Source organism: Acidovorax sp. FW305-C-20-28, from assembly GCF_058783375.1.
This window is the reverse complement of record NZ_JBYSYM010000019.1, coordinates 128,707-149,374: the sequence shown is the minus strand read 5'-3', so window position 1 is coordinate 149,374 and position 20,668 is coordinate 128,707. Positions and strand designations below refer to the sequence as shown.

General features: G+C 68.8%; 18 protein-coding genes. 6 read left to right on the top strand and 12 right to left on the bottom strand.

Annotated features, from left to right (window positions below):
* Positions 1–370 precede the first annotated feature (370 nt).
* The 6 genes from AC3WOH_RS21480 to AC3WOH_RS21455 form a co-directional block, all read right to left on the bottom strand.
* The gene (locus AC3WOH_RS21480) at positions 371–2,536 is read right to left on the bottom strand and encodes a TonB-dependent receptor domain-containing protein (protein ID WP_492231354.1); all 2,166 of its coding nucleotides are present in this window, start codon (positions 2,534–2,536) and stop codon (positions 371–373) included.
* 233 nt (positions 2,537–2,769) lie between these two features.
* Positions 2,770–4,164 carry a sulfite reductase subunit alpha gene (locus tag AC3WOH_RS21475; RefSeq protein WP_492231353.1) on the bottom strand — a complete coding sequence of 465 codons (1,395 nt, stop codon included), beginning with the start codon at positions 4,162–4,164 and terminating at the stop codon, positions 2,770–2,772.
* The gene (locus AC3WOH_RS21470; protein WP_492231352.1) at positions 4,161–5,243 is read right to left on the bottom strand and encodes an FAD:protein FMN transferase; all 1,083 of its coding nucleotides are present in this window, start codon (positions 5,241–5,243) and stop codon (positions 4,161–4,163) included. Before AC3WOH_RS21470 ends, AC3WOH_RS21475 begins: the two co-directional genes overlap by 4 nt.
* 21 nt (positions 5,244–5,264) lie before the next feature.
* Positions 5,265–6,065 (bottom strand): DUF4198 domain-containing protein, encoded by an 801-nt coding sequence (locus AC3WOH_RS21465; protein ID WP_492231351.1) that lies wholly within the window; start codon positions 6,063–6,065, stop codon positions 5,265–5,267.
* 30 nt (positions 6,066–6,095) lie between these two features.
* Positions 6,096–6,626, bottom strand: a complete 531-nt coding sequence (locus tag AC3WOH_RS21460) for a DUF2271 domain-containing protein (RefSeq protein ID WP_492231350.1) — start codon at positions 6,624–6,626, stop codon at positions 6,096–6,098.
* Between the two features lie 17 nt (positions 6,627–6,643).
* A complete protein-coding gene (locus AC3WOH_RS21455) occupies positions 6,644–7,276 on the bottom strand; it encodes a PepSY-associated TM helix domain-containing protein (RefSeq protein ID WP_492231349.1) in 633 nt (210 codons plus the stop codon).
* A 252-nt stretch (positions 7,277–7,528) separates the two neighbouring features.
* Here AC3WOH_RS21455 and AC3WOH_RS21450 point away from each other — a divergent pair, with 252 nt between their 5' ends.
* The 3 genes from AC3WOH_RS21450 to AC3WOH_RS21440 all read left to right on the top strand — a co-directional run bounded on the left by AC3WOH_RS21450 (position 7,529) and on the right by AC3WOH_RS21440 (position 11,648).
* Positions 7,529–8,029: a sigma-70 family RNA polymerase sigma factor gene (locus AC3WOH_RS21450; protein WP_492231348.1), complete on the top strand. Its 501-nt coding sequence runs from the start codon at positions 7,529–7,531 to the stop codon at positions 8,027–8,029.
* The gene (locus AC3WOH_RS21445; protein WP_492231347.1) at positions 8,026–9,033 is read left to right on the top strand and encodes a FecR family protein; all 1,008 of its coding nucleotides are present in this window, start codon (positions 8,026–8,028) and stop codon (positions 9,031–9,033) included. Before AC3WOH_RS21450 ends, AC3WOH_RS21445 begins: the two co-directional genes overlap by 4 nt.
* 107 nt (positions 9,034–9,140) lie before the next feature.
* On the top strand, positions 9,141–11,648 hold the full coding sequence (locus tag AC3WOH_RS21440) for a TonB-dependent siderophore receptor (RefSeq protein ID WP_492231346.1): 2,508 nt from the start codon (positions 9,141–9,143) through the stop codon (positions 11,646–11,648).
* A 28-nt stretch (positions 11,649–11,676) separates the two neighbouring features.
* Here AC3WOH_RS21440 and AC3WOH_RS21435 read toward each other — a convergent pair whose 3' ends face one another.
* From AC3WOH_RS21435 to AC3WOH_RS21425, 3 genes are all read right to left on the bottom strand, one after another.
* Entirely contained in the window at positions 11,677–12,657 is a 981-nt protein-coding gene (locus AC3WOH_RS21435) for a tripartite tricarboxylate transporter substrate binding protein (protein ID WP_492231345.1), read from the bottom strand.
* A gap of 83 nt (positions 12,658–12,740) precedes the next feature.
* The gene (locus tag AC3WOH_RS21430) at positions 12,741–13,961 is read right to left on the bottom strand and encodes a CaiB/BaiF CoA transferase family protein (protein WP_492231344.1); all 1,221 of its coding nucleotides are present in this window, start codon (positions 13,959–13,961) and stop codon (positions 12,741–12,743) included.
* Between the two features lie 20 nt (positions 13,962–13,981).
* Positions 13,982–14,914 (bottom strand): hydroxymethylglutaryl-CoA lyase, encoded by a 933-nt coding sequence (locus tag AC3WOH_RS21425; RefSeq protein ID WP_492231343.1) that lies wholly within the window; start codon positions 14,912–14,914, stop codon positions 13,982–13,984.
* A gap of 104 nt (positions 14,915–15,018) precedes the next feature.
* On the opposite strand from AC3WOH_RS21425, the gene AC3WOH_RS21420 reads away from it, so the two are divergent.
* A complete protein-coding gene (locus tag AC3WOH_RS21420; protein WP_492231342.1) occupies positions 15,019–15,915 on the top strand; it encodes a LysR family transcriptional regulator in 897 nt (298 codons plus the stop codon).
* On the opposite strand, the gene AC3WOH_RS21415 is transcribed toward AC3WOH_RS21420, so the two are convergent.
* Positions 15,912–16,778: a class I SAM-dependent methyltransferase gene (locus AC3WOH_RS21415; protein ID WP_492231341.1), complete on the bottom strand. Its 867-nt coding sequence runs from the start codon at positions 16,776–16,778 to the stop codon at positions 15,912–15,914. The genes AC3WOH_RS21420 and AC3WOH_RS21415 overlap by 4 nt on opposite strands.
* Before the next feature lie 243 nt (positions 16,779–17,021).
* On the opposite strand from AC3WOH_RS21415, the gene AC3WOH_RS21410 reads away from it, so the two are divergent.
* Together AC3WOH_RS21410 and AC3WOH_RS21405 are read left to right on the top strand one after the other, a co-directional pair.
* Entirely contained in the window at positions 17,022–17,336 is a 315-nt protein-coding gene (locus AC3WOH_RS21410; RefSeq protein WP_184858575.1) for a winged helix-turn-helix transcriptional regulator, read from the top strand.
* A gap of 67 nt (positions 17,337–17,403) precedes the next feature.
* Positions 17,404–17,763, top strand: coding sequence for an FKBP-type peptidyl-prolyl cis-trans isomerase (locus tag AC3WOH_RS21405; RefSeq protein ID WP_184858573.1), 360 nt, complete (start codon positions 17,404–17,406; stop codon positions 17,761–17,763).
* Between the two features lie 65 nt (positions 17,764–17,828).
* Here the strand turns inward: AC3WOH_RS21405 and AC3WOH_RS21400 are convergent, their stop codons facing one another.
* Both AC3WOH_RS21400 and AC3WOH_RS21395 read right to left on the bottom strand, forming a co-directional pair.
* On the bottom strand, positions 17,829–18,368 hold the full coding sequence (locus AC3WOH_RS21400) for a hypothetical protein (RefSeq protein ID WP_492231340.1): 540 nt from the start codon (positions 18,366–18,368) through the stop codon (positions 17,829–17,831).
* A gap of 173 nt (positions 18,369–18,541) precedes the next feature.
* Complete coding sequence (locus AC3WOH_RS21395) at positions 18,542–20,665, bottom strand: VC_2705 family sodium/solute symporter (RefSeq protein ID WP_492231339.1); 2,124 nt, start codon at positions 20,663–20,665, stop codon at positions 18,542–18,544.
* Between the last annotated feature and the right edge of the window lie 3 nt (positions 20,666–20,668).

Below are 20,668 nucleotides of genomic sequence, written 5' to 3'. Positions count from 1 at the left end.
CTGCCAAAGCAGCAGCCGTGCGGTACCCGCTCCCCACCCCTTCTGGCTGCGCCGAGAAGCGCAGGAGCTGGGGTGGGCGTGTGTGCCGAAGGACACACACGCTTCGTCTTCTGGCTCGTCGATGCTGTCTGAGCGGAGTTCACCCGAAGGGGGAACGTAGCGAGTTCATCGACGCCCACCCCAGATCCGAGCATCGCAGGTTGCCCGTAGCGAAGCGAAGGGACGCAGACAGCGGGGTCGCCTTTTCTTGGCCCACCTTCTTTTGGCGACGCAAAAGAAGGTGGGTGCGCCGCCGGGCGCACATCCCGGCCTCCGCCCTCAGCCAAAGCAAGAAGCATCAAAGCGAAGCGACACCCACACAACAAAAAAATCAGAACTCGTAAGTAGCCGACAACCACAACCTACGCCCATCCTGGCTGTTCGTATAAAGATTCCGATAGTTCACCACCGCAGGCGACCCTGGCACCGTATACGGCGTGTACTCCACAAAATCCTTGTTGAACAGGTTGTACACCGCCGCATTGATCGTGAACTGCGGCGTGACCTTGTAGCTGCCGCCCACATGGAACTGCGTGTACGCCTTGAAGTCCCCGAGTACTGCCTTCGCAGCCCGCGTATCCGCAGTCGTCCCCGGATCACGGAAACGCTCGCTGCGGTACTCCGCACGCAGCCACACATTCCACTGCTGCGAAGGCTCCCAGTTCAGCCGCGCGTTGAACGCATGCTCGGGCGTGTCCATCAGCGGCTTGCCCACGTTGGGCCCGCTCTTCTGTTCACTCTCGGTGTACGTGTAGTTGGCCGTGGCGGACCAGGCCTTGGTGATCGGGATGCGGGTGCTCAGCTCCAGCCCGCGCGTCACCGCCTCGTCCACGTTGATGGACTGGCCAAACGCATCCACGCGCGGCCAGTCGCCAAAGCTCACGCAGCCGGGGCGATTCGGCGCCACGCTGTAGCTGCAGTTGAGCAAACCCGGGCCGCTGGTGATCTTGTCCTTGAAGTCGTTGTTGAACAACATGGCGCTGGCAGCAAAACCACCGGGGCTGTCGAAGTACACGCCCAGTTCGGTGCTGCGGCTGGTCTCGGGCTTGAGGCCTGGGCTGCCCACCAGGGGAATCGTGCCCTGGCCGCCAAAGCCGTTGATGCCCGGCGCCAGTTGCTCCACGCGCGGCGTCTTGTAGCCGTTGCTGACACCGCCCTTCACGGTCCACTGCGGCGCAGCGTTCCACACGCCGTAGACGCGCGGGCTGACCTTGCCGCCGAAGATGCTGTGGTTGTCATACCGTGCGCCCAGGGTCAGCTTGAAGCTCTTGGTCAGGCTCCACTCGTCCTCGGCAAAGACCGCCTTCTGCGTGAAGGCGAACACCCCCGGGGCCACGCCGTCCTTCATCTCGGCGTCCCACCACTGGCCGCCCACGGTGGTCAGGTGGTCGCCCCAGGGCAGCATGAGCTTGGTGTCGAGCACCTTGCTTTCCACCTCCAGCGCGCGCGCACCGCCGGCCACTGCGCCCGGCGTGCCGGGCGGGATGGTGCGGCCGATGGTTTCGGTGCGGTTGACCATGTAGCTGGTGTCCCAGGTACCGAAGCCGTAGCGGCCGGTGTGGGCCAGCGTGACCTGGTCGCGGTGGTACTTCTGCTCGGGGCCATAGCCGCCCTGCACACCCAGCGTGCCCAGCTGGCCGCGTGAGTTGTCATAGGTCTGGCGGCCGGTGTCCAGGTCCAGCGTGAGGTCGTGGTACTTGTTGGGCGTGAACGCCAGCCGCGCACCCAGGGTGTTGACCTCGGACTTCACGGGGTTGGCCCCCATGATGGGCACGACCTCGCTGCCGGCCAGCGTCATGTAGCGGATGTCCGAGGCACCGCGGCGAAAGGTACTGCCGCGCAAGGACAGGCCGAGCATGTCTTCCTTGATGGGTCCGCTCAGGTAGAACTTGCCCGAGCGGGTGTCGCCAAAGTCCGATTCTTCCTGCAGCGCGTAGTCGGCCGACACAGATCCTGCCCAGGTCTTGCCGACCTTGCGCGTGATGATGTTGACCACGCCACCCATGGCATCGGAACCGTACAGCGTGGACATGGGGCCGCGGATCACTTCGATGCGCTCGATGGCCGACAGCGGTGGCATGAAGCTGGTCTGCGTGCCGCCGAAGTCGTTAGGCGTGACGTTGCCGGCCGCATTCTGGCGGCGCCCGTCGATCAGGATCAGCGTGTAGTCGCTGGGCATGCCGCGGATGCTGATGTTGAGCCCGCCCGACTTGTCGGTGGCCGTGCCGATGTCCACGCCTTCCACGTCTTCAAGCGCCTGCGCCAGGCTGCTGAAACGGTTCTGCTCGAGCTGCTTGCGCGTGATCACGGTGATGGAGGCCGGCGCCTCCTTGATGTCCTGCTCGAAACCAGAGGCAGAGACCACCACTTCGCGCAGCTGGGCTGTGGCAGGCTCCTGGGCCATGGCAGTGCCCCCCGCACACACGGCGGCGACCACCAGGGAAAGGGAAGAAAGACGCAGCGGGCACGAGGCGCCGGCAGGCATGCGGATGGGCATGGGAACAACACTCCAGGGAACAACGGTGGAAAAACGACGGAAAGGGTCCGTGCCACGCGCTCTGGAATGTTTTGTTCTGCGGCTCAACGGCGATCGACAGCGGCAGGCGCTGTCTGCGGTGCCGACTGTATCAATCAATAACAGAAATCGTTGTCATTACCATTCGTATTCGATGGATTCACAAGTAGGTGCTGCAGCGCGTGCATACGCACGCACGCGGCGAAGGCGGGCCCTCAGTACACATCGCGCCGGTAACGCCCGCTGCGCACCAGCTCGGCCATGGGCGCGGGCCCGAGCAGGCCTGCGAGCGCCAGGTCCACGCCCTGCGCCATGCCCTGCAGGCTGCCGCAGACGTAGATGGCGGCGCCCTGCCCTTCGACCCAGGCGCGCACGGTGGCGGCCTGCGCCTGCAGCAGGTCCTGCACATAGACCTTGTGGGCCGGGTCGTCGCGCGAGAAGGCCAGGTCCAGGCGCGCGAGCACTCCGCTGGCCTGCCAGGCGAGCAGTTCATCGCGAAACAGGAAATCGTGCGCCGCCTGGCGCTCGCCGAACAACAGCCAGCTGGGCCCTGCCCCGGCCTGTGCTCGGGCCCGCAGGTGGCTGCGCAGGCCGGCAATGCCCGTGCCGTTGCCCACCAGGATCAGCGGGCGCGCCGCGTTGTCCTCCAGCCGGAAATTGCGGTGCGCGCGCAGGCGCATCTGCACGGCCTCGCCCACGGGCGCGCCATGCGTCAACCAGTGCGATGCCAGGCCCGGCGTGCCGTCCTCGCGCGTGGTCTGGCGCACCACCAGGTGCACGCGGCCATCGCTGGCGAGCGAGGCGATCGAATACTCGCGCGGGTGCTGCAGATCATCCGGCACGCAGACCTGCACCAGGTCTCCGGACTCCCAGGTGGCCACTTCGGCCTCGGGCGGCGCCAGCTCGACAAGATGCACCTCGGCGCCCGCACTGCCCGGGTTCAGGTGGCTGCGCGCAGCCAGGGTCCATTGCGCGAACGCGGGGGCTTCCCACGCAGGTAGCTCGCTCAGGCTGGACACCTGGGCCAGGTGGTGCTGCCAGGCCGTGAGGGCGGCGGGATCGCCGTTGTCCATCTCCACACACTCGAACAGCGGCACCGCGCCGCGCGCGCGCAGCCAGGCATCGAGCTGGCGGCCAAAGCCGCAGAAGTGCGCATACTGCCGGTCGCCCAGGGCCAGCAGGCCGTACTGCAGTTGCGACAGATCGGCTGCATCGCCCTCCTGCCTGCCCATGCAGGCCTGCTGGAACGCGGCGGCATTGTCAGGTGCATCGCCCTCGCCATAGGTGCTGGCCAGGAACAGCGCACGCCGGCTGCGCGCCAGCAAGCCCGCATCGAGCTGATCGAGCGCACACAGGTGCACCGGCTCGCCGGCCGTGTGCAAGAGGCGCGCGGTCTCGCGCGCAAGCTCTTCGGCCTGGCCGGTCTGGCTGGCATAGACCACCAGCAGCGGCTGCACGCCTTCGCGCGCCGATGCCAGGGCCTGGGCCTGCGCGGCCTGGGCGCGGTGCCTGCGCCGCTCGCGCAGCCAGATGGCGGCACACATGGCGGCATACAGCAGCACCAGGGCGGCGGCCGCGGCCAGCCGCACAGCGGGATCAGAAACGTTCATTGAAATTCGGGAAAGCGCTCGCGCCAGGCCGGGGTCGCCGTCCACCGGGCCCCCTGGCCCGTGCGCTCGCACAGCAGCGCGGCCACGCCCTGCCCCGTGGCAAAGGCCAGGCCTTCGACCGGCCCCAGCACCGTGAGCACCGTGGCCAGGGCATCGGCATGCATGCACTCGGGGTGCAGCACCGTCACGCTGGCCAGCGCATGGGCCACCGGCGCACCGGTGCGCGGATCGATGGTGTGCGAGTAGCGGCGCCCGCCATGCTCGAAGGCATGCCAGTGGTCGCCCGAGGTGGCGATGGCCATGTCCTGCAGCGGCAGCGCCCGGGCCGGGTCTGCGGCCTCGCCTGCCACCGCTACGCGCCAGGGCTGTCCACCGGGGCGCGTGCCACTGGCGCGCAGCTCGCCACCCACCTCGGCCAGGAAATCGGCCCATCCCTGCGCCTGCAGGGCCTGCACCACCAGGTCCACCGAATGGCCCTTGGCAATGCCCGAGAGGTCCAGCTGCAGGCCACCGGGCTGCAGCACCTGCTGGGCCTCTTCGCGCAATACAAGGCCGGCACCTGGCGGGCGCAGGGCCGCCAACTCCGGTGCCAGCGGCATAGCCGCCGGCGCCGTGTGGTCGGCCTGCGGATCGGGCCGCGGGCCGAAGCCCCAGCGGCCCACCAGCGCTCCCACGCCCACGTCGAATGCACCGCCGCTGGCCTGTGCCCAGTGGCGCGCCGCCTGCAGCACCGCGAAGAACTCGGGCGACAGCAGGTGCCAGCTGCCCGCCGGCGCGCGGTTGAAGCGCGAGACCTCGGAGTCCGGCTCCCAGTTGCTCATCTGCCGCACGACCAGGGCCAGGGCCTCCTCGACGGCCGCGCGCACAGGCGCCAGCGGCGCGAACTGCGGGTTGCACAGGCGCACCGACCAGCTGGTGCCCATGGCCTCGCCGGCCAGGGTCTGCAAGGCCGTGGAATCGGCCGCGCGCACGGGGGCATGCGGGGCGGCATGGCCAAGCCCGCCGAACGAGACCCGGGCGGCAAGGGGCGCAGCGACAGCCGCTGCGCGCCCGAACCCGGGACCGTAGTGCACCTTCATCCGCAAGACCTCACGCCAGGCTCAAGGCAGGACTTCGAGCGTTCCCACGTACGACAGGCGGCGTTCCTTGGCCTGGGGCAGCGAGGTCTTGTCGTCCTTGGCATCGGCATCCACCCAGTACATGCCGGCGGCAGGCCAGGTCACGCTGAACTCGCCCTTGGCATCGGTGGTGGCCTTGATCTCGCCGATCTTGTCGCGGTAGCGCGTGGCACCGGCCACCAGCACCACTTCGAGGTTGGCGGCAGGCTTGCCGTCCACGTGGAAGGCGAAGGTGGCCTTCTCGCCCTTGACCAGGTCGTTGGGGTGGGTCACGGGCACCAGCTCCAGGCCCTGGCCCGTGGGCTTGATGGCGCTGGGCTTGCCCACCGTGATGAAGGTCTCGATGCGGCCGGCGGACTGCGTCACCTTGAGGTCCTGCGCGTCAGCCGGCACTTCGGCCGCAAACTTCTCGGCCGTGCCGCGCCAGCGCTTGTTCTGGCCGGCCTTGTCCTTGTAGGTGGCGCTCAGGCCGCTGTTGACCACGGCCAGGTGGTAGGTGCCGGGCTGCGTGAGGTTCAGGTCGAACACGCTGCGCAGCTTGCCGCGGTGCGCGTTCTCGGGCTTGATGGACGAGCCATCGGGTGCCACCACCACCAGGTTGTCCAGGCCCAGCGGCACATGGTTGAAGAAGAACAGGTCGTTGGACACGGCGGCGTCCACCGTGACCCACTCGGCCTTGGAGAGCACGGTGGTCGATGGCAGCAGCCAGACATTGTGGGCCTGGGCCGAGAAGGCACCGCACAGCAGGGCGATGCAGGTGGCGATACGGGTCTTGAATTGCATGGAAAGTCTCCGGGTAGGGGGGTGATGCGGTCAGGGCTTGAGGTCGAGGGTGACCTCGCCGAGCTCGCTGCTGCCCTTGGCGCTCAGCTGCTGGGCCTTGGCGGCGGGCCAGGTGAAGGGAATCGTCACCAGCTCGCGGCCGCCAACCTCGCGCGAGGCCTCGACCACCAGCTTGTAGCTGCCGGCAGGCAGCGCGGCCAGTTGCTTGGTGCCTTCGTTGAAGGCCAACTGGTGCTTGCCCGCAGGGCGCGTGGGGCTGGTCACGCCGTCGACGGGCATGGCCAGGTCACGACCGGTGCGGCGCCACCACTGGCGCAGGTCCTTGAGCCATTTGGTGCCCTCGTCGTTCTTGAGCTTCACGTCGTACCAGACGGCCAGGGTCGAGGCCACCGTGTTGTCGGCACGCTCGACCCACATCGCCACGTAGGGGCGGTGGTACTCGGCCACGTCCAGGCGCGGGATCTCCACGCCCACGCCCAAGCCGGCCGCGAAGGCCGGGGCCCCCAGGCAGGCGCCCAGGGCAATGCTGTAGCGCAGGTGCAAATGCTTGGTCACAGGCATTCTTTTCTACTTTCGGTTCAGTGGATAAACAGGAGCGCCAGCACCACGGGGATCACCAGCCCCATGCCCACCATGGGCCAGGTGAAGGGGCGGTTGCCCGCATGCATCTTGAGGATGAACAGCCCGGTGACGGTGAACACCAGGCAGGCGGCGGCGAAGATGTCGATGAACCAGCTCCAGGCGGCGCCCGTGTTGCGGCCCTTGTGCAGGTCGTTGAGGTAGGAGATCCAGCCCCGGTCGGTGCGCTCGTACTCGGCCTCGCCGTCGGCCAGGTTCACGCGCAGCCAGGCGTCGCCACCGGGGCGCGGCAGCGAGACATAGATCTCATCGGCCGACCACTCGGCCTCGCGCCCCGCCGCGTCCACGGCCCACTGCGTACGCGCCCATTCCTGCAGCGCGGCGGGCAGCGGCCCGCGGTCCTTGGGCGGTGGCGGCACAGCCTTGAGCGTGGTCAGCAGCGCACCGGGCAGCGTGGCCTGCTGGCTCACGACCTGGGGCTTGGCCTCGATCTGCCCGGCATGGTTGAGCGTGAAGCCGGTCACTGCGAACAGCAGCATGCCGATGAGGCACAGGGCCGAGCTGACCCAATGCCATTCGTGCAGCGTCTTGAGCCAGTAAGACCGGCGCCGGTTGTCCTGTGGTTTGTTCATTCCAGGGAGAGGTGCGCGCAGGCAGCAACGGGCTTGGCGCGGGGATGCGGAACCCAGGATTCTAGTTTCAGAGAATGACAACCATTTGCATTTGCACAATCTTTACCTTGGGAACACTGGGGGAACCCCGGGTTGGCAGGGGCAGCCGCCCTCCGAAAAGGCCGTGCGGCAGAAGCATTGATAAGAATGGTTATCATTACCATGTTTTTGCCTTAGGCCCGCCATGCGCAGCCCCTGCCGCCGCCTCCTCCCATGTCCCTTCCACACGCGCTGACCGACCTCTACGTACAGCACCACGGCTGGCTGCGCGGCTGGCTGCAGCGCCGGCTGGGCCATGCGGGGGATGCAGCCGACTTCGCCCAGGACACCTACCTGCGCGTGATCGAGTCGCGCACGGCGCTGGCCGAGATCCGCGAGCCGCGCGCCTTCCTCACCACCGTGGCCAAGCGTGTGGTGGCCAACCACCTGCGCCATCGCGAGATCGAGCGCGCCTACCTCGAAACGCTGGCCCACATGCCCCAGGCGCTGGCGCCCTCGCCCGAAGACCGCGCCATCGTGCTCGAGACGCTGCAGGAGATCGACACCCTCCTCGACGGCCTGCCGCCCAAGGTGCGCACGGCCTTTTTGTGGGCGCAACTCGACGGCATGCCCTATGCCGAGATTGCCGAGCGCATGGGGGTCTCGCTGAGCTCGGTCAAGCAGTACATGGCGCGTGCCATACGGCACTGCTATTTCCCCACAGGCACGGCATGAGCGCCCACCCGCCCACCACCAAAGCGCCACTGCCGGCCCCGGTGGTCGATGCCGCCGTGGAGTGGCTGGTGCACCTGTGGTCCGGCACCGCCACGGCCGAGAGCCGCAGCGCATGGCTGCGTTGGCGCGCCGCCCACCCGCAGCATGAACAGGCCTGGCAGCACATCGAGGCCACCAATGCGCGCCTGCGCGGCCATGGCGCCACCGGCCTGCTCACGGCCACCACGGCGGTGGCCACATTGGCCGGGCCCGCATCGCCGCGCCGGCGCCACGCACTGCGCGCCATCGGCGGCCTGGCAGCCGGCGGCGTGGCCACCTGGCTGGGCTACGAGCAACTGCCCTGGCGCGGCTGGGGTGCCGACCTGCGCACGGCCCGGGGCGAGCAGCGCAGCACCACCCTGCCCGACGGCACGCGCATCGTGCTCAACACCGCCAGCGCACTGGACGTGCGCTACACCGGTGGCCTGCGCCGCCTGCAGCTGCGCGAGGGCGAGGTGTTCATCACCACCGCGCACGACCCTGTGGCGGTGCCGCGCCCCTTCGTGGTGGACACGCCGGCCGGGCGCATCCGCGCACTGGGTACGCGCTTCACCGTACGGCACGAGGGTGATGCCAGCGAGGTCGCGGTGTACGAAGGTGCGGTGGAGCTGAGCCCCCTGAACCGGCCGGACACCACGGTGCGCGTGGCGGCAAACCAGTCGGCACGGCTCACACCGGGCGCGGCCACCATCCCCACGGCCAGTGCAACGGAGCCCCCCGGCTGGACCGAAGGCGTGCTGGTGGCCTCCAACATGCGCCTGTCGGATTTCGTTGCCGAACTGCGGCGCTACCGCAGCGGGGTGATCACGCTGTCCCCCGAGGTGGCGCACCTGCGCCTGTCGGGCGTGTTCCCGCTGGCGGACACGGACCGCATTCTGCAGGCCGTGGCCCAGGTGCTGCCGGTGCACGTGCGCATCCCCGTGCGCTACTGGGTGCGCATAGGCCCTGTGAGCGAGCACGGCTGAAGAACCTTCGATTTTTTTGGTGGCGGGGTCTGTACCTTTTGCGCGCTCGCGTGACAAGGAAGGGAAACCTGTTCTTTCCCCCTCCTTCTCCCCCTCTACCGACCACCATGTCCACCGCTTCCCGGCGCCTCGCATCCACCACCCGCCTCTCGGCACCCCGCTTCGCCCTGCGCCCCACGGCCGCGTTCACCGCGGCACTGGCCAGCGCGCTCTTTGCCGGGCTGGGTGCCGCCACCAGCCTGCCCGCGCAGGCCCAGGCCATCCAGGCGAGCCGCGCCACCGCCTACAGCATCCCTGCCGGCCCGCTGGAGCCCGCGCTCACTGCCTTCGCCAAGGCTTCGGGCGTGCTGCTGGCCTACACCCCCGATCTGGTGCAAGGCCGCAGCAGCCCGGGCCTGCAGGGCAACCACACGCCGCCCCAGGCCCTGGCGGCACTGCTTGCCGGCACGGGCCTCGCGGCCGTGGTGGCGGAGAACGGCACCTACACCCTGCGGCGCGCACCGGCCCCGGCGGCGGGCACGCCCGCCCCAGGCGCCGCCGCGGGCAGTGTCTCCCTGGCGGAAGTTCGCGTCACGGCGCAGGCCCAGCCCAACGACGGCACCACCGAAGGCACGGGCAGCTACACCGCGGCCGGCCCCAGCGGCGCCGCCACCGGCCTGAACCTGAGCCTGCGCGAAACACCGCAGTCCCTCACCATCATGTCGCGCCAGCGCATGGACGACTTCCATGTGGAGACGCTGAGCGATGCGCTCGAACAGACGCCCGGCGTGACCGTGAGCCGCCAGAGCGACATGACCACCTTCAACGTGCGCGGCTCCAGCGTGAACCTGAAGATCGATGGCAACCGGCTGCTGTCCAGCGGCTGGGGCTGGAACAGCCACATCATGTACTCGCTCGACGACCTGGCGGAGATCGACCGCGTCGAGGTGCTCAAGGGCTCCTCGGGCCTGGTCAACGGCGACGGCGGCTACGGCGGCACGGTGAACCTGGTGCGCAAGCGGCCCACGCGCGAGTTCCAGGCCAGTGCCCAGGCCGGCGTGGGCAGCTGGAACAGCTACCGGGGCGATGCCGACATCAGCGGCCCGCTGAATGCCGCCGGCACACTGCGTGGCCGCCTCGTCGTCGCCGCCAAGGATGCCGACGCGTTCCGCGACCGGCAGCACAGCCGCAACGCCACGCTGTACGGCACCGTGGAAGCCGACCTGGGCCCGGACACCGTGCTCGGCGCCGGCCTGACCTACAAGCAGCGCAGCCTGCAAGGGGCCACCGGCACCACGCCGATCCAGGCCTTCTCGGGCGATGGCGTCGCGGTGCCGCGCATGCCGCGCTCGTTCCGCATCGGTGCCACCTGGGCCGGCTACGACCAGGAATCGCTGGGCCTGTTCGCACGGCTGGAGCACCGCTTCGCCGGTGGCTGGACGGCCAAACTCCAGGTGGCGCGAGACACCGTGGAAACCCCGGACATGCGCATCGGCTACCTGCGCTACGCCCTGCCCGGCCAGCTCCAATACAACCGCTACACGGACATCGACGACCGCAACGACAGCATCAGCCTGGACGTGCAGGGCCCGTTCCAGCTGCTGGGCCGCACGCACGACCTGCTGCTGGGCGCGGGCAGCACGCGCGCCCGCACCACGCTGCTGCGTGGCAGCGGCGGGAGCGCGACGCTGGCAGCCGCCGGCATCACCTACGCGGGCGGAGGCGCCGCCATCGCCGAGCCCGACTGGAACCGCATGGCCTATTCCAACGACCTGTTCAGCCGCAAGAACCGCTATGCCTACGCCGCAGGCCGCTTCCACCTGGCCGACCCGGTCAAGCTGATCGCCGGTGCGCGCGTGAGCGACTATGACCAGAAGGACGTGACCGACATCGGCTGGTACAACTACCGCATGCGCGAGCGCGGCGTGGTCACGCCCTATGCAGGGCTGGTGGTGGACGTGGCCCCGGACATCTCGGTCTACGGCAGCTATGCCAGCATCTTCCAGCCGCAAAGCGCCAAGGACGTGGCCGAACGCACGCTGCCGCCCGAAGAGGGCACGACCTACGAGATCGGCGCCAAGGGCGAGTTCTTCAACAAGCGCCTGAACGCCAGCATCGCCTACTTCTGGATGCGCACCGAGAACACGGCCGAGGAGGTGGGCCTGAATGCCAACGGCGACAGCATCTACCGGGCCGTCAACAGCGCCACGCGCCGCGGCTATGAGCTCGAGCTCTCGGGCGAGCTGGCCCGTGGCTGGCAGGCACAAGGCAGCTATGTCATGAACAGCAGCAACCTGGGCAGCGCCAGCACCACACCCCGGCACCAGTTCAAGCTAGGCACCACCTACCGCATTGCCAACGGTGCTGCCCAGGGCCTCACGGTGGGCGCCTCCACGCGCTGGCAGAGCGCCATCTCCACCAGCCGCGGCACGGCCGTGCTGGGCCAGGGCGCCTACTGGCTGCTGGACCTGATGGCGCGCTACGAGATCAACCGCCAGCTCAGCGTCACGGCCAACATCCACAATGTGCTGGACAAGCAGTACTTCTCGGGCGTGACCAACTTCGCCGCGCAAGGCCTGTTCTACACCTGGGGCGCGCCACGCAGCTTCAACCTGAGCGCACGCTACACGTTCTGAGGCAGCAGCCCAAGGTGATGGGAGCCGATCAATCCATGGTCACATGCGCGTTCTTCACCACCTGGGCCATGCGCGCCAGTTCACTGCGCATGAAGGCCGTGGACGCCTCGGGCGCTGTGAGCTTGATCTCGTAGCCCTGTGCGATCAGCGCGTCGCGCGCCTCGGGCATGGCCAGGGCATTTTTGAAGCCGGCATGCAGGCGCGCCACCTCGGCCTTGGGGATGCCGGCGGGCGCGACGGCGGCGATCCAGCCGTCCAATTCGTAGCGCGGCAGGCCCTGTTCTGCAATGGTGGGCACGTCGGGCAGCGAGGGCACGCGCGCGGCCGTGCTCACGCCCAGGGCACGCAGGGCGCCGGCCTTGATGTGCGCGGCCGCCGGGGCCACCGCCACCACACCGAGCTGCACCTGCCCGCCCAGGATGTCGTTCATCAGCGGGCCCATGCCCTTGTAGGGGATGTGCTTGATGTCCAGTTGCGCCTGCTCCACGAACATGGCTGCACCGAGGTGCAGGATGGTGCCGTTGCCCGAGGAGCCATAGTTGAGCACGCCCGGCCTGGCCTTGGCCAGCGCGATCAGCTCCTTGACGTTCCTGGCCGGCAACGCCGGGTGGGCCACCAGCACGAAGGGCGTGGCGCCGATGATGGTGATGGGCGTGATGTCCTCGATGGAATCAAAGGGGATGTTCTTGTAGACGCTGGGGTTGACCACGTGGTTGTTAGAAACCACGCCGATCACCGAGCCGTCCTTGGGCGCACGCACCAGTTGCGTGGTGCCGGTGATGCCGCCCGCCCCGGGCAGGTTCTCGATGACCACGGGCTGGCCCAGCGCCTTGGCCAGGCTGTTACTCATGGCGCGGATGGCGCCATCGGCCCCCGAGCCGGCCGACAGCGGCAGGATGATGCGCAGGGGCTTGTCGCCCAGTTGGGCGAGCGCGAGGCCGGGGGCCGCGAGGGCTGCGGCGCCCAGGGCCAGTGCGCGGCGGCGTGTGGGTGCGGGGATGGTGTGCATTGCGTTGTCTCCTGGGGGGTATGTTCCACCCGGGGCGCGCAGACTGCCGCTGCGTTCAGGCCACCGGGCGGGAGGGATGAAAGTCAGGCCACGGCTGCAGCTTCCTGAAGGGCCTGCACCTGCTCAGGCGTGTAGCCCAGGCCAGCCAGCAGCTCGGCCGTGTGCTGGCCCAGCCGGGGCGGGTCGGTGCGCACAGGCATGCGCTGGCCGTCCATGCGCAGGGGCATGAGGGCCACGCGCGCGGTGCTGCCGGCACGCTCGCCATCGGGCAGCGCCACTTCGGCCAAGCCGCCCGTGGCGTTCAGGTGCGGGTCGTCGAACAATTGCTCGGGCCGCATGATGGGCGCAAACGGCAGGCCGTGGCGCTCGAAGATGGCCGCCAGTTCCTCGGCCGTGTGCGCGGCCAGGCGCTGGCGCAGTTCGGGCAGCAGCGTGGCACGGGCGCGCACGCGGTCGTTGTTGCTGGCCAGGCCGGCATCGGCCCGGAGGTCGGCATAGCCCATCGCATCACAGAAGGTGAGCCACTGCGCATCGCTCACCGCGGCCAGGAAGATCTGCCCGCCGTCCTTCACGCTGAACACGTCATACACAGCCCAGGAGGAAATGCGCTCGGGCATGGGCGCTGCGGGCTGGCCCGTGACGGCGTACTGCATCATGTGCTGGCCGACCAAAAAGACGTTGTTCTCGAACAGGGCCGAATCGACCTCCTGCCCGCGCCCGGTGGTGGCGCGCTGCATCAGCGCCGCCATCGCACCGATGGCGCCGAACATGCCGCCCATGATGTCGTTGACGCTGGTGCCCGCGCGCAGCGGGTCGCCCGGGCGCCCGGTCATGTAGGCCAGGCCGCCCATCATCTGCACCACCTCGTCGAGGGCCGTGCGGTGCTCGTACGGCCCGGGCAGAAAGCCCGCATGGTTCACATAGACCAGGCGCTCGTTCAGGCGCGACAGCGCCGCGTAGTCCAGCCCGTACTTGGCCATCACGCCGGGCTTGAAGTTCTGCGCCACCACATCGGCCGACGAGGCCAGGCGGATCGCCACCTCGAGCCCCTCAGGCCGGCGCAGGTCCAGCGCAATGCTCTTCTTGTTGCGGTTGAACATGGGGAAAAAGCCGGCGCCCGCGCCCAGCAGGTGGCGCGTGCGGTCACCGTCCACAGGCTCGACCTTGATGACCTCGGCCCCCAGGTCGGCCAGCACCATGCCACAGGTGGGGCCCATGACCATGTGGGTGAACTCCACCACACGCAGGCCGGCCAGGGGCAGCGCTGCGGCGGGGACGGAAGCAGGATTCAAAGCAACATTCATGGGGCAGGACGATAAACGTTTCAGGCCAGGGCGGGTGCCAGGGTGCGCGGCAGTCCGGCCTGCCACAGCGTGCCATGCAAGGTCTCACCGGCCAGCCAGCCTGTAACGCGCTGGCGCAAGGACAGCAGCGCAGGCACGTCCAGGCCGGTGGCCACGCCCATGCGTTCGAGCATGAAAGCCAGGTCTTCGGTGGTGACATTGCCGCTGGCGCCCGGCGCGTGCGGGCAGCCGCCGATGCCGGCCAGGCAGGCGTCGAAGCGCGTGATGCCGGTCTGCCAGGCCGCATAAGCATTGGCCAGGCCCATGCCGCGCGTGTCGTGGAAGTGCGCGCAGGCCAGGCGCTCGCCCACCAGGGCGCGGGCCTTCTCGAACAGGCGCTGCACACCCACCGGATCGGCATAGCCCACAGTGTCGGCCAGGCTCACGCGGTCGGCGCCGGCATCGAGCAGGGCCTGCATCAGGCGCAGCACCTCGCTCTCGGCCACCTCGCCCTGCAACGTGCAGCCAAAGGCCGTGCCCACGCCACCCTCGATCAGGATGCGCGAGCCCGCGGCATCGCGCGCGGCGCGGATGCGCGCCACCTCGGCCACCACCTCGTCGGGGGTCTTGCGCAGGTTGGCCAGGCTGTGCGCATGGCTGGCCGACAGGGGCACCACCATCAGGTGGGCGCCGCAGTCGATGGCGCGCTCGGCCCCCTTGAGGTTGGGCACCAGCACCGAGGCCGTGAGGCCCGGCAAGGTGAGCGCATGGGCCAGCACCTCGGCTGTGTCGGCCAGTTGGGGCAGCAGCCGGGCAGGCACGAAGGAGCCGACCTCCATCTCGCGCTGGCCTGCGGCGTAGGCGGCGTTGAGCCATTCGATCTTCTGCGCAGTGGAGACGATGGTGGCAATGCTTTGCAGGCCGTCGCGCAGGCCGACCTCACGGATGACGGTGGCAGGGGGCATGGGGTTCATTTCTCGGGTGTGCAGGGGATGGGTGGATTCTAGAAATTCCACAACACCATATGAAATCAATTTTGGAACACATAAAATTCCCAAACAGAATATCTAGTCACACCATGCGCCCGCTCGACCTGCAAACCCTCAAGCTCTTCGTGGCCGTCTGCGAGCACCGCAACATCGCGCGTGCGGCGGAGCAGGAGTCCATCGTGGGTTCGGCCGTGAGCAAGCGGCTGGCACAGCTGGAGGACACGGTGGGCACACCCCTGCTGGTGCGCAAGCGCCACGGCATGGCGCCCACGCCCGCGGGCGAGACGCTGCTCGAGCATGCGCGCGCCATGCTGGCCAGCGTGGGCCGCATCGAGCGCGACATGGCGGCCTTTGCCACCGGCATCAAGGGCCATGTGCGCGTGCTGGCCACCGCCTCGGTGATGGCCGAGTCGCTGGCCGAAGACGTGGCCGCCTTCTTGCAAGACCCGGCGCACCGCGACATCCAGATCAGCATGGAGGAGCGCGTGAGCCCCGACGTGGTGCGCGGCATCCGCGAGGGCAGCGCCTCCATCGGCATCTGCTGGGATGCGGCCGACCTCACGGGCCTGTCCACCTGCAGCTACCGGCACGACCACCTGGCCATCGTGGCGCATGCCAGCCACCCGGTGGCGCAGCAGGCAAGCGTGCGCTTTGCCGACGTGCTGGAGCACGAGTTCGTGAGCATGCCGGCCCTGAGCGCCGTGCAGCTGCTGCTGACCCGCGCCGCCGCCGTGGAGGGCAAGGCCCTGGCGCACCGGGTGCAGGTCTCCAACTTCGACGCCGCGCTGCGCGTGGTGCGCGCCAACCTGGCCATCAGCGTGGTGCCGCGCGAGGTGGCCGCGCCGTTTGCCGAGACGGCGCCGGTGCGCATCGTCGACCTGTCCGACCCCTGGGCCGACCGGCGCTTTGCCCTGTGCTGGCGCGGGCCGGAGGCCCTCACCCCTGCGGCCCGCCTGCTGGTGGACCACCTGGCGGCGCGTGCCTAGGTGCTTTCCGGCCGGCGTGCCACCAGGGAGTACATCAGCGGCATGCGCGCCCTGCCCGGCGGCATGCCCCAACGCCGGCCGCCCAGGTCCTGCATGCCCTCGAAGGCGCACCAACCGTTCATGTAGGGATACTCCTCGAGCGCCTCCAGCCGCAGGCCCGCGCCCAGCAGCGCCGCCACCACGCGGCCGATGCCCCAGGCGAATTCGTGGCTGGGGTGGGGGTTGGTGAACGCCTCCGATGCCGGGGCCGGCTGACCGTCCCGCGCATCCTGGGTCTCGCCCACATAGTCGCCCACCCCAGCCTCGTGCACCGGCGCGTCGTTGAAGTAGTCGTAGCGGGGCTCCCACTGCGGGTCGAACACCAGGGCCGCGGGGTGGAACTCCACAAAGACGAAGCGCCCGCCCGGGCGCAGAGCCGCCGCAACGCCGCGCGCCCAGCGCGCCAGGTCCGACAGCCAGCAAATGGTGCCGTAGGAGCTGAACACGGTGTCGAACGCCCCGCCCTGCCCTCCCGCAGCCGCCAGCCCGTCGAAATAGTCGTACACATCCGAGCGCACGAACTCGGCCGCAATGCCGCTGGCGTCCGACAGCGCCCGGGCAAAGGCGATGGCCTCGTCCGAAATGTCCACGCCGGTCACCCGGGCGCCCAGGCGGGCGATGCCCAGGCTGTCCTGCCCCGCATTGCACTGCAGGTGCAGCACGGCCTGGCCCTGCAGGTCACCCAACAGCGCAAGCTCCTCTGGGAACAGCGGCGAGCCCCCGGCCCGGAAAAAGGCGGCCTGGTCGCCCTTGTGGCGGTTGTGGGCACGGGTGGCCGCGTTCCAGGACAGCCGGTTGGCCTCGTGCAAGTGCTTGTATTCCATGAATTCCTCCCAGGGCGGTGCGCCGCCAAGGCCGGAATGCTACCTGCCCCAGCCGGCCGTGGCAGTGCCGCAACACTTCGCAAAAAAGACCCCCAATTCACGGGGTTGGTGCATATCAGTGCTGCATTCAGAGCTATTAAACTTGTAGCAAAATCGTTTCCAAGCTATATTGGCAGCGTCTTGCGGGCAGTGTCCGGCGGGCCGCGACTGCTTTCCACACCCACCGCGCAAGGAGAAGCTTGCATGAGCTCCAAGGAAAATTTCGCCATCAACCAGCTGTTCGAGCGGCTGGAATGCCGCTATGCGCTGCGTGTGCTGTGGGCCCTGCGTGACGGACACCCCCAGACCTTCCGCCTGCTGCAGGACAGCGTGGGCGGCATCACCCCCAACACCCTGAACACCCGCATCAAGGAACTGCGCGAGGCCGGCCTGGTCGACCACGGCAGCGACGGCTACACCGTGACCCCTTCAGGCACCGACCTGCTCAAGCGCCTGAGCGATGTACAGGCCTTTGCCACGCGCTGGGTGGCCGGCCGCGTGAAGAAGCCGGTCGCCTAAGTAAAATCAGCCTTTTCGGGCCGGACCTGCTCCGCCCGGCTCCCCCAACGACACCCCGAGGATTTCCATGGCACTCACCACCACCGCATCCGGCCTGCAGTACGAAGACACCCAAGTGGGCGACGGCGCAGAAGCCACCAAGGGCCAGAACGTCTCGGTGCACTACACCGGCTGGCTCTACAACAACGGCGAGCAAGGCGCCAAGTTCGACTCCAGCCGCGACCGCAACGACCCCTTCGAGTTCTCCCTGGGCGCCGGCATGGTCATCAAGGGCTGGGACGAAGGCGTGCAGGGCATGAAGATCGGCGGCCAGCGCACGCTGATCATCCCCGCCTCCCTGGGCTACGGCGCGCGCGGCGCGGGCGGCGTGATTCCCCCGAACGCCACGCTCAAGTTCGACGTGGAACTCCTCAAGGTCGGCCGCTGATCGCAGCGGACCCAACGACAAAGCGGCCCGCGGGCCGCTTTTTTCATGGCCGGGCGAAGCCTGTTTCAGTCGAAGAGTGCTTTGTCGAGCCTGGCGAACTTGGCGTCGCCCACCGCCTCGCGGATCTTGGGCGCCAGCGCCGCCAGGTCGGAGAAGCTGCCCGCCCCCTCCACCGCCAGGTTCAGTCGAAAGCCCCGCAGGCCCAGGCCGGCTGTGAGCTCGGTGGCAATGGGGTAGGCATCCTTGTAGCGCTGCTGGTCGGAGCGCCCGCTGCCCTGCACGGCCTCCATCGCCACCGTGGCCTCGAACGAGGTGCTGGAGGCCTGGGCGGCCGCTGCGGCCACCGCCTGGCCACTGCCCTTGGCGGCTGCTGCGGCGGCCACCGCGGCCCCGGCGCCGCTGCTCGACAGGGGCTCCAGCAGGCCCTGGGCGATCATGGCCTGCACATCGTCCTGCGTGATGCCCATGGCCGCCGTGGCGGCCAGCACCTCGCCTGTGGAACGCTTGCCATCGAACAGGATGAAGGCCGAACGCTGCCGTGAGGTCAAACCACCGTGGCGGTCCTTGAGCGCCTCCTGCCCCGCCTGTGTTTTGACAAGAACCATGTATCTCCCCCGAAATCTCTGAAACCAGCTACCGTGAACGGCTGCTGTCTTGCAGCCTGTTTACAGGGTGTCACGTTTGCGGCCTGTTGAACAGTCGGGTTTTTCCATGCCCCTTCGCCTGCGCGGCTTATTTCACGGCCTGGTCCAGGGGACGCGCCGCGCAGGGCAAACGCTCAGATCTCGATGCGCACGCGCGGCAGCTCGGGCGCGGGCCGCGTGATGCGGCTGACCACCAGCGCCACGAGCAGGCCCACCGGCACGCCGAAGACCCCGGCCGAGATGGGCTGGATGCCGAACCACAGCCCGTCGGCCAGCAGCCAGGCGGGCAGCAGCGCCTTCAGGGCCACCACATGCGAGAGCATGTAGTACACCGCCACGCCCAGGCCCGCGAGCATGCCCGCCACCGCCCCCTGGCGCGTGGTGCCGCGCCAGAAGATCCCGAGCACCATCACCGGCACGAAGGCCGAGGCCGCCAGCGAGAACGAGGCCGAGACCATGGGCAGGATCTCGGCCGGCTTGAGCGCCGCCACAAAGGCCGCCGACAGGGCCACCGCCAGCAGCGCGAACTTGGTGAGGATCACGCGCTGCTCGGGCGAGGCCTGGCGGTCCGAGCCCTGAAAATACAGGTCACGCACCAGCGCATTGCTGATGGTGAGCAAAAGCCCGTCGGCCGTGGACAGCGCCGCCGCCAGGCCACCGGCCGCCACCAGGCCCGAGACCACATAGGGCAGGCCCCCGAGTTCGGGCGTGGCCAGCATGATGAGGTCGGCCCCGAGCCGGATCTCGGCAAATTGCACGATGCCATCGCCATTGACATCCTCGATGGACAGCAGCGAGGCATCGACCCGCGCCCACTGCGCCATCCAGTTGGGCAGCGCCTCGAAGCTGCTGCCCACCAGGTTGTGCATGACCTCGAACTTCACGAGCACGGCGAGCGCCGGCGCGCTCAGGTACAAGAGGGCAATGAAGAACAGCGACCAGCCTACCGAGGCGCGCGCACCCGAGACCGTGGGCGAGGTGTAGTAGCGCGTGAGCAGGTGCGGCAGGCCCGCCGTGCCCACCATGAGGCAGAACATCAGCGCCATGAAATTGCGCCGGCTCAGGTCGAACTCGCGCTGCTCCTCGGGCGTGCCATCGGGGTCGCCGGCAAAGGCCTGGCTGTGCTGCGGCAGGCCGCCCAGGGGGCGGGCGCGCTCGGTGTTCTCCTGCATCTCGCGCGTCCAGCGTTCGCGCGCGGCGGCGGGGTCACGCGGCAGGGCCGCCAGGTCGCGGCTGGCCAATACGATGAGACCCACGTCGGCGTTCTGCGCGCGCAGGGTGCGGATGCGCTCGCGCCCCTTCTCGCGCTCGCGCTCCAGGGCGGCCTCCACGTCCTTCAGGCGCTCCTCGAACTCCAGTGCGCGCTCGCGGTAGATCTGCACCACCTGGTTTTCGGCGGGCGAATCGAGCAGTTGCGCCTCCAGGTCGGCGATCTTGGTGATCTGCGCGCCGTAGGCCACCGGGGCCAGCGGGCTGCCCAGCTGCTTGTAGGCCAGCCAGGACACGGGGATCAGAAAGGCCAGCAGCAGCACCACGTACTGCGCGACCTGCGTCCAGGTGATGGCGCGCATGCCACCGAGGAAGGAGCACAGCAGCACCCCACCCAGGCCGAGCATGATGCCGATCTCGAACTGCACGCCCGTGAGGCGCGAGGCGATCAGCCCCACACCGTAGATCTGTGCCACCACATAGGTGAACGAGCAAAGCACGGCCGCCAGCGCTGCGATCACGCGCGGCCAGCGCCCGCCAAAGCGCACGTGGAAGAAGTCGGGCACGGTGTACAGGCCCATGGCGCGCAGGTGCGGCGCGATCAGCATGGCCACGAGGCAAAAGCCCCCCGTCCAGCCCAGCAGGTAGGCCAGGCCGCCGGGCTGCCCCGGCGTGCCGGCAAAGCCCTGCAGGTAGAGCGCGCCCGAGAGGCTGATGAACGAGGCCGCGCTCATCCAGTCGGCCGCCGCCGCCATGCCGTTGTACAGGGGCGGAATGCGCCGCCCGGCGACATAGTATTCCTCGGGGTCCGAGGTGCGGCCATAGACGCCGATGCCGGCATAGACCATGACGGTGAGAAAGAGAAAGATGGGCCCGATCCAGTGGCGCGACAGGCCCTGGTGCTCGGCCCAGGTCATGAGGGCCAGAAAGCCCAGCACCCCGCAGACATACAGCGCCAGGATGCGGTGCAGGCGCCAGGAGTAGGCGTTTTCCACGGCGCTCTGGCCGGCTGCGGACGAAGCGCCCCCGGGGCTGCTGCGCTGGCGCATGGC

Bases quoted from the DNA above. Each gene is read 5' to 3' on its own strand.
- AC3WOH_RS21480 (WP_492231354.1), bottom strand. From the start codon at position 2,536: ATGCCCATCCGCATGCCTGCCGGCGCCTCGTGCCCGCTGCGTCTTTCT.
- AC3WOH_RS21475 (WP_492231353.1), bottom strand. From the start codon at position 4,164: ATGAACGTTTCTGATCCCGCTGTGCGGCTGGCCGCGGCCGCCGCCCTG.
- AC3WOH_RS21470 (WP_492231352.1), bottom strand. From the start codon at position 5,243: ATGAAGGTGCACTACGGTCCCGGGTTCGGGCGCGCAGCGGCTGTCGCT.
- AC3WOH_RS21465 (WP_492231351.1), bottom strand. From the start codon at position 6,065: ATGCAATTCAAGACCCGTATCGCCACCTGCATCGCCCTGCTGTGCGGT.
- AC3WOH_RS21460 (WP_492231350.1), bottom strand. From the start codon at position 6,626: ATGCCTGTGACCAAGCATTTGCACCTGCGCTACAGCATTGCCCTGGGC.
- AC3WOH_RS21455 (WP_492231349.1), bottom strand. From the start codon at position 7,276: ATGAACAAACCACAGGACAACCGGCGCCGGTCTTACTGGCTCAAGACG.
- AC3WOH_RS21450 (WP_492231348.1), top strand. From the start codon at position 7,529: ATGTCCCTTCCACACGCGCTGACCGACCTCTACGTACAGCACCACGGC.
- AC3WOH_RS21445 (WP_492231347.1), top strand. From the start codon at position 8,026: ATGAGCGCCCACCCGCCCACCACCAAAGCGCCACTGCCGGCCCCGGTG.
- AC3WOH_RS21440 (WP_492231346.1), top strand. From the start codon at position 9,141: ATGTCCACCGCTTCCCGGCGCCTCGCATCCACCACCCGCCTCTCGGCA.
- AC3WOH_RS21435 (WP_492231345.1), bottom strand. From the start codon at position 12,657: ATGCACACCATCCCCGCACCCACACGCCGCCGCGCACTGGCCCTGGGC.
- AC3WOH_RS21430 (WP_492231344.1), bottom strand. From the start codon at position 13,961: ATGAATGTTGCTTTGAATCCTGCTTCCGTCCCCGCCGCAGCGCTGCCC.
- AC3WOH_RS21425 (WP_492231343.1), bottom strand. From the start codon at position 14,914: ATGAACCCCATGCCCCCTGCCACCGTCATCCGTGAGGTCGGCCTGCGC.
- AC3WOH_RS21420 (WP_492231342.1), top strand. From the start codon at position 15,019: ATGCGCCCGCTCGACCTGCAAACCCTCAAGCTCTTCGTGGCCGTCTGC.
- AC3WOH_RS21415 (WP_492231341.1), bottom strand. From the start codon at position 16,778: ATGGAATACAAGCACTTGCACGAGGCCAACCGGCTGTCCTGGAACGCG.
- AC3WOH_RS21410 (WP_184858575.1), top strand. From the start codon at position 17,022: ATGAGCTCCAAGGAAAATTTCGCCATCAACCAGCTGTTCGAGCGGCTG.
- AC3WOH_RS21405 (WP_184858573.1), top strand. From the start codon at position 17,404: ATGGCACTCACCACCACCGCATCCGGCCTGCAGTACGAAGACACCCAA.
- AC3WOH_RS21400 (WP_492231340.1), bottom strand. From the start codon at position 18,368: ATGGTTCTTGTCAAAACACAGGCGGGGCAGGAGGCGCTCAAGGACCGC.
- AC3WOH_RS21395 (WP_492231339.1), bottom strand. From the start codon at position 20,665: ATGCGCCAGCGCAGCAGCCCCGGGGGCGCTTCGTCCGCAGCCGGCCAG.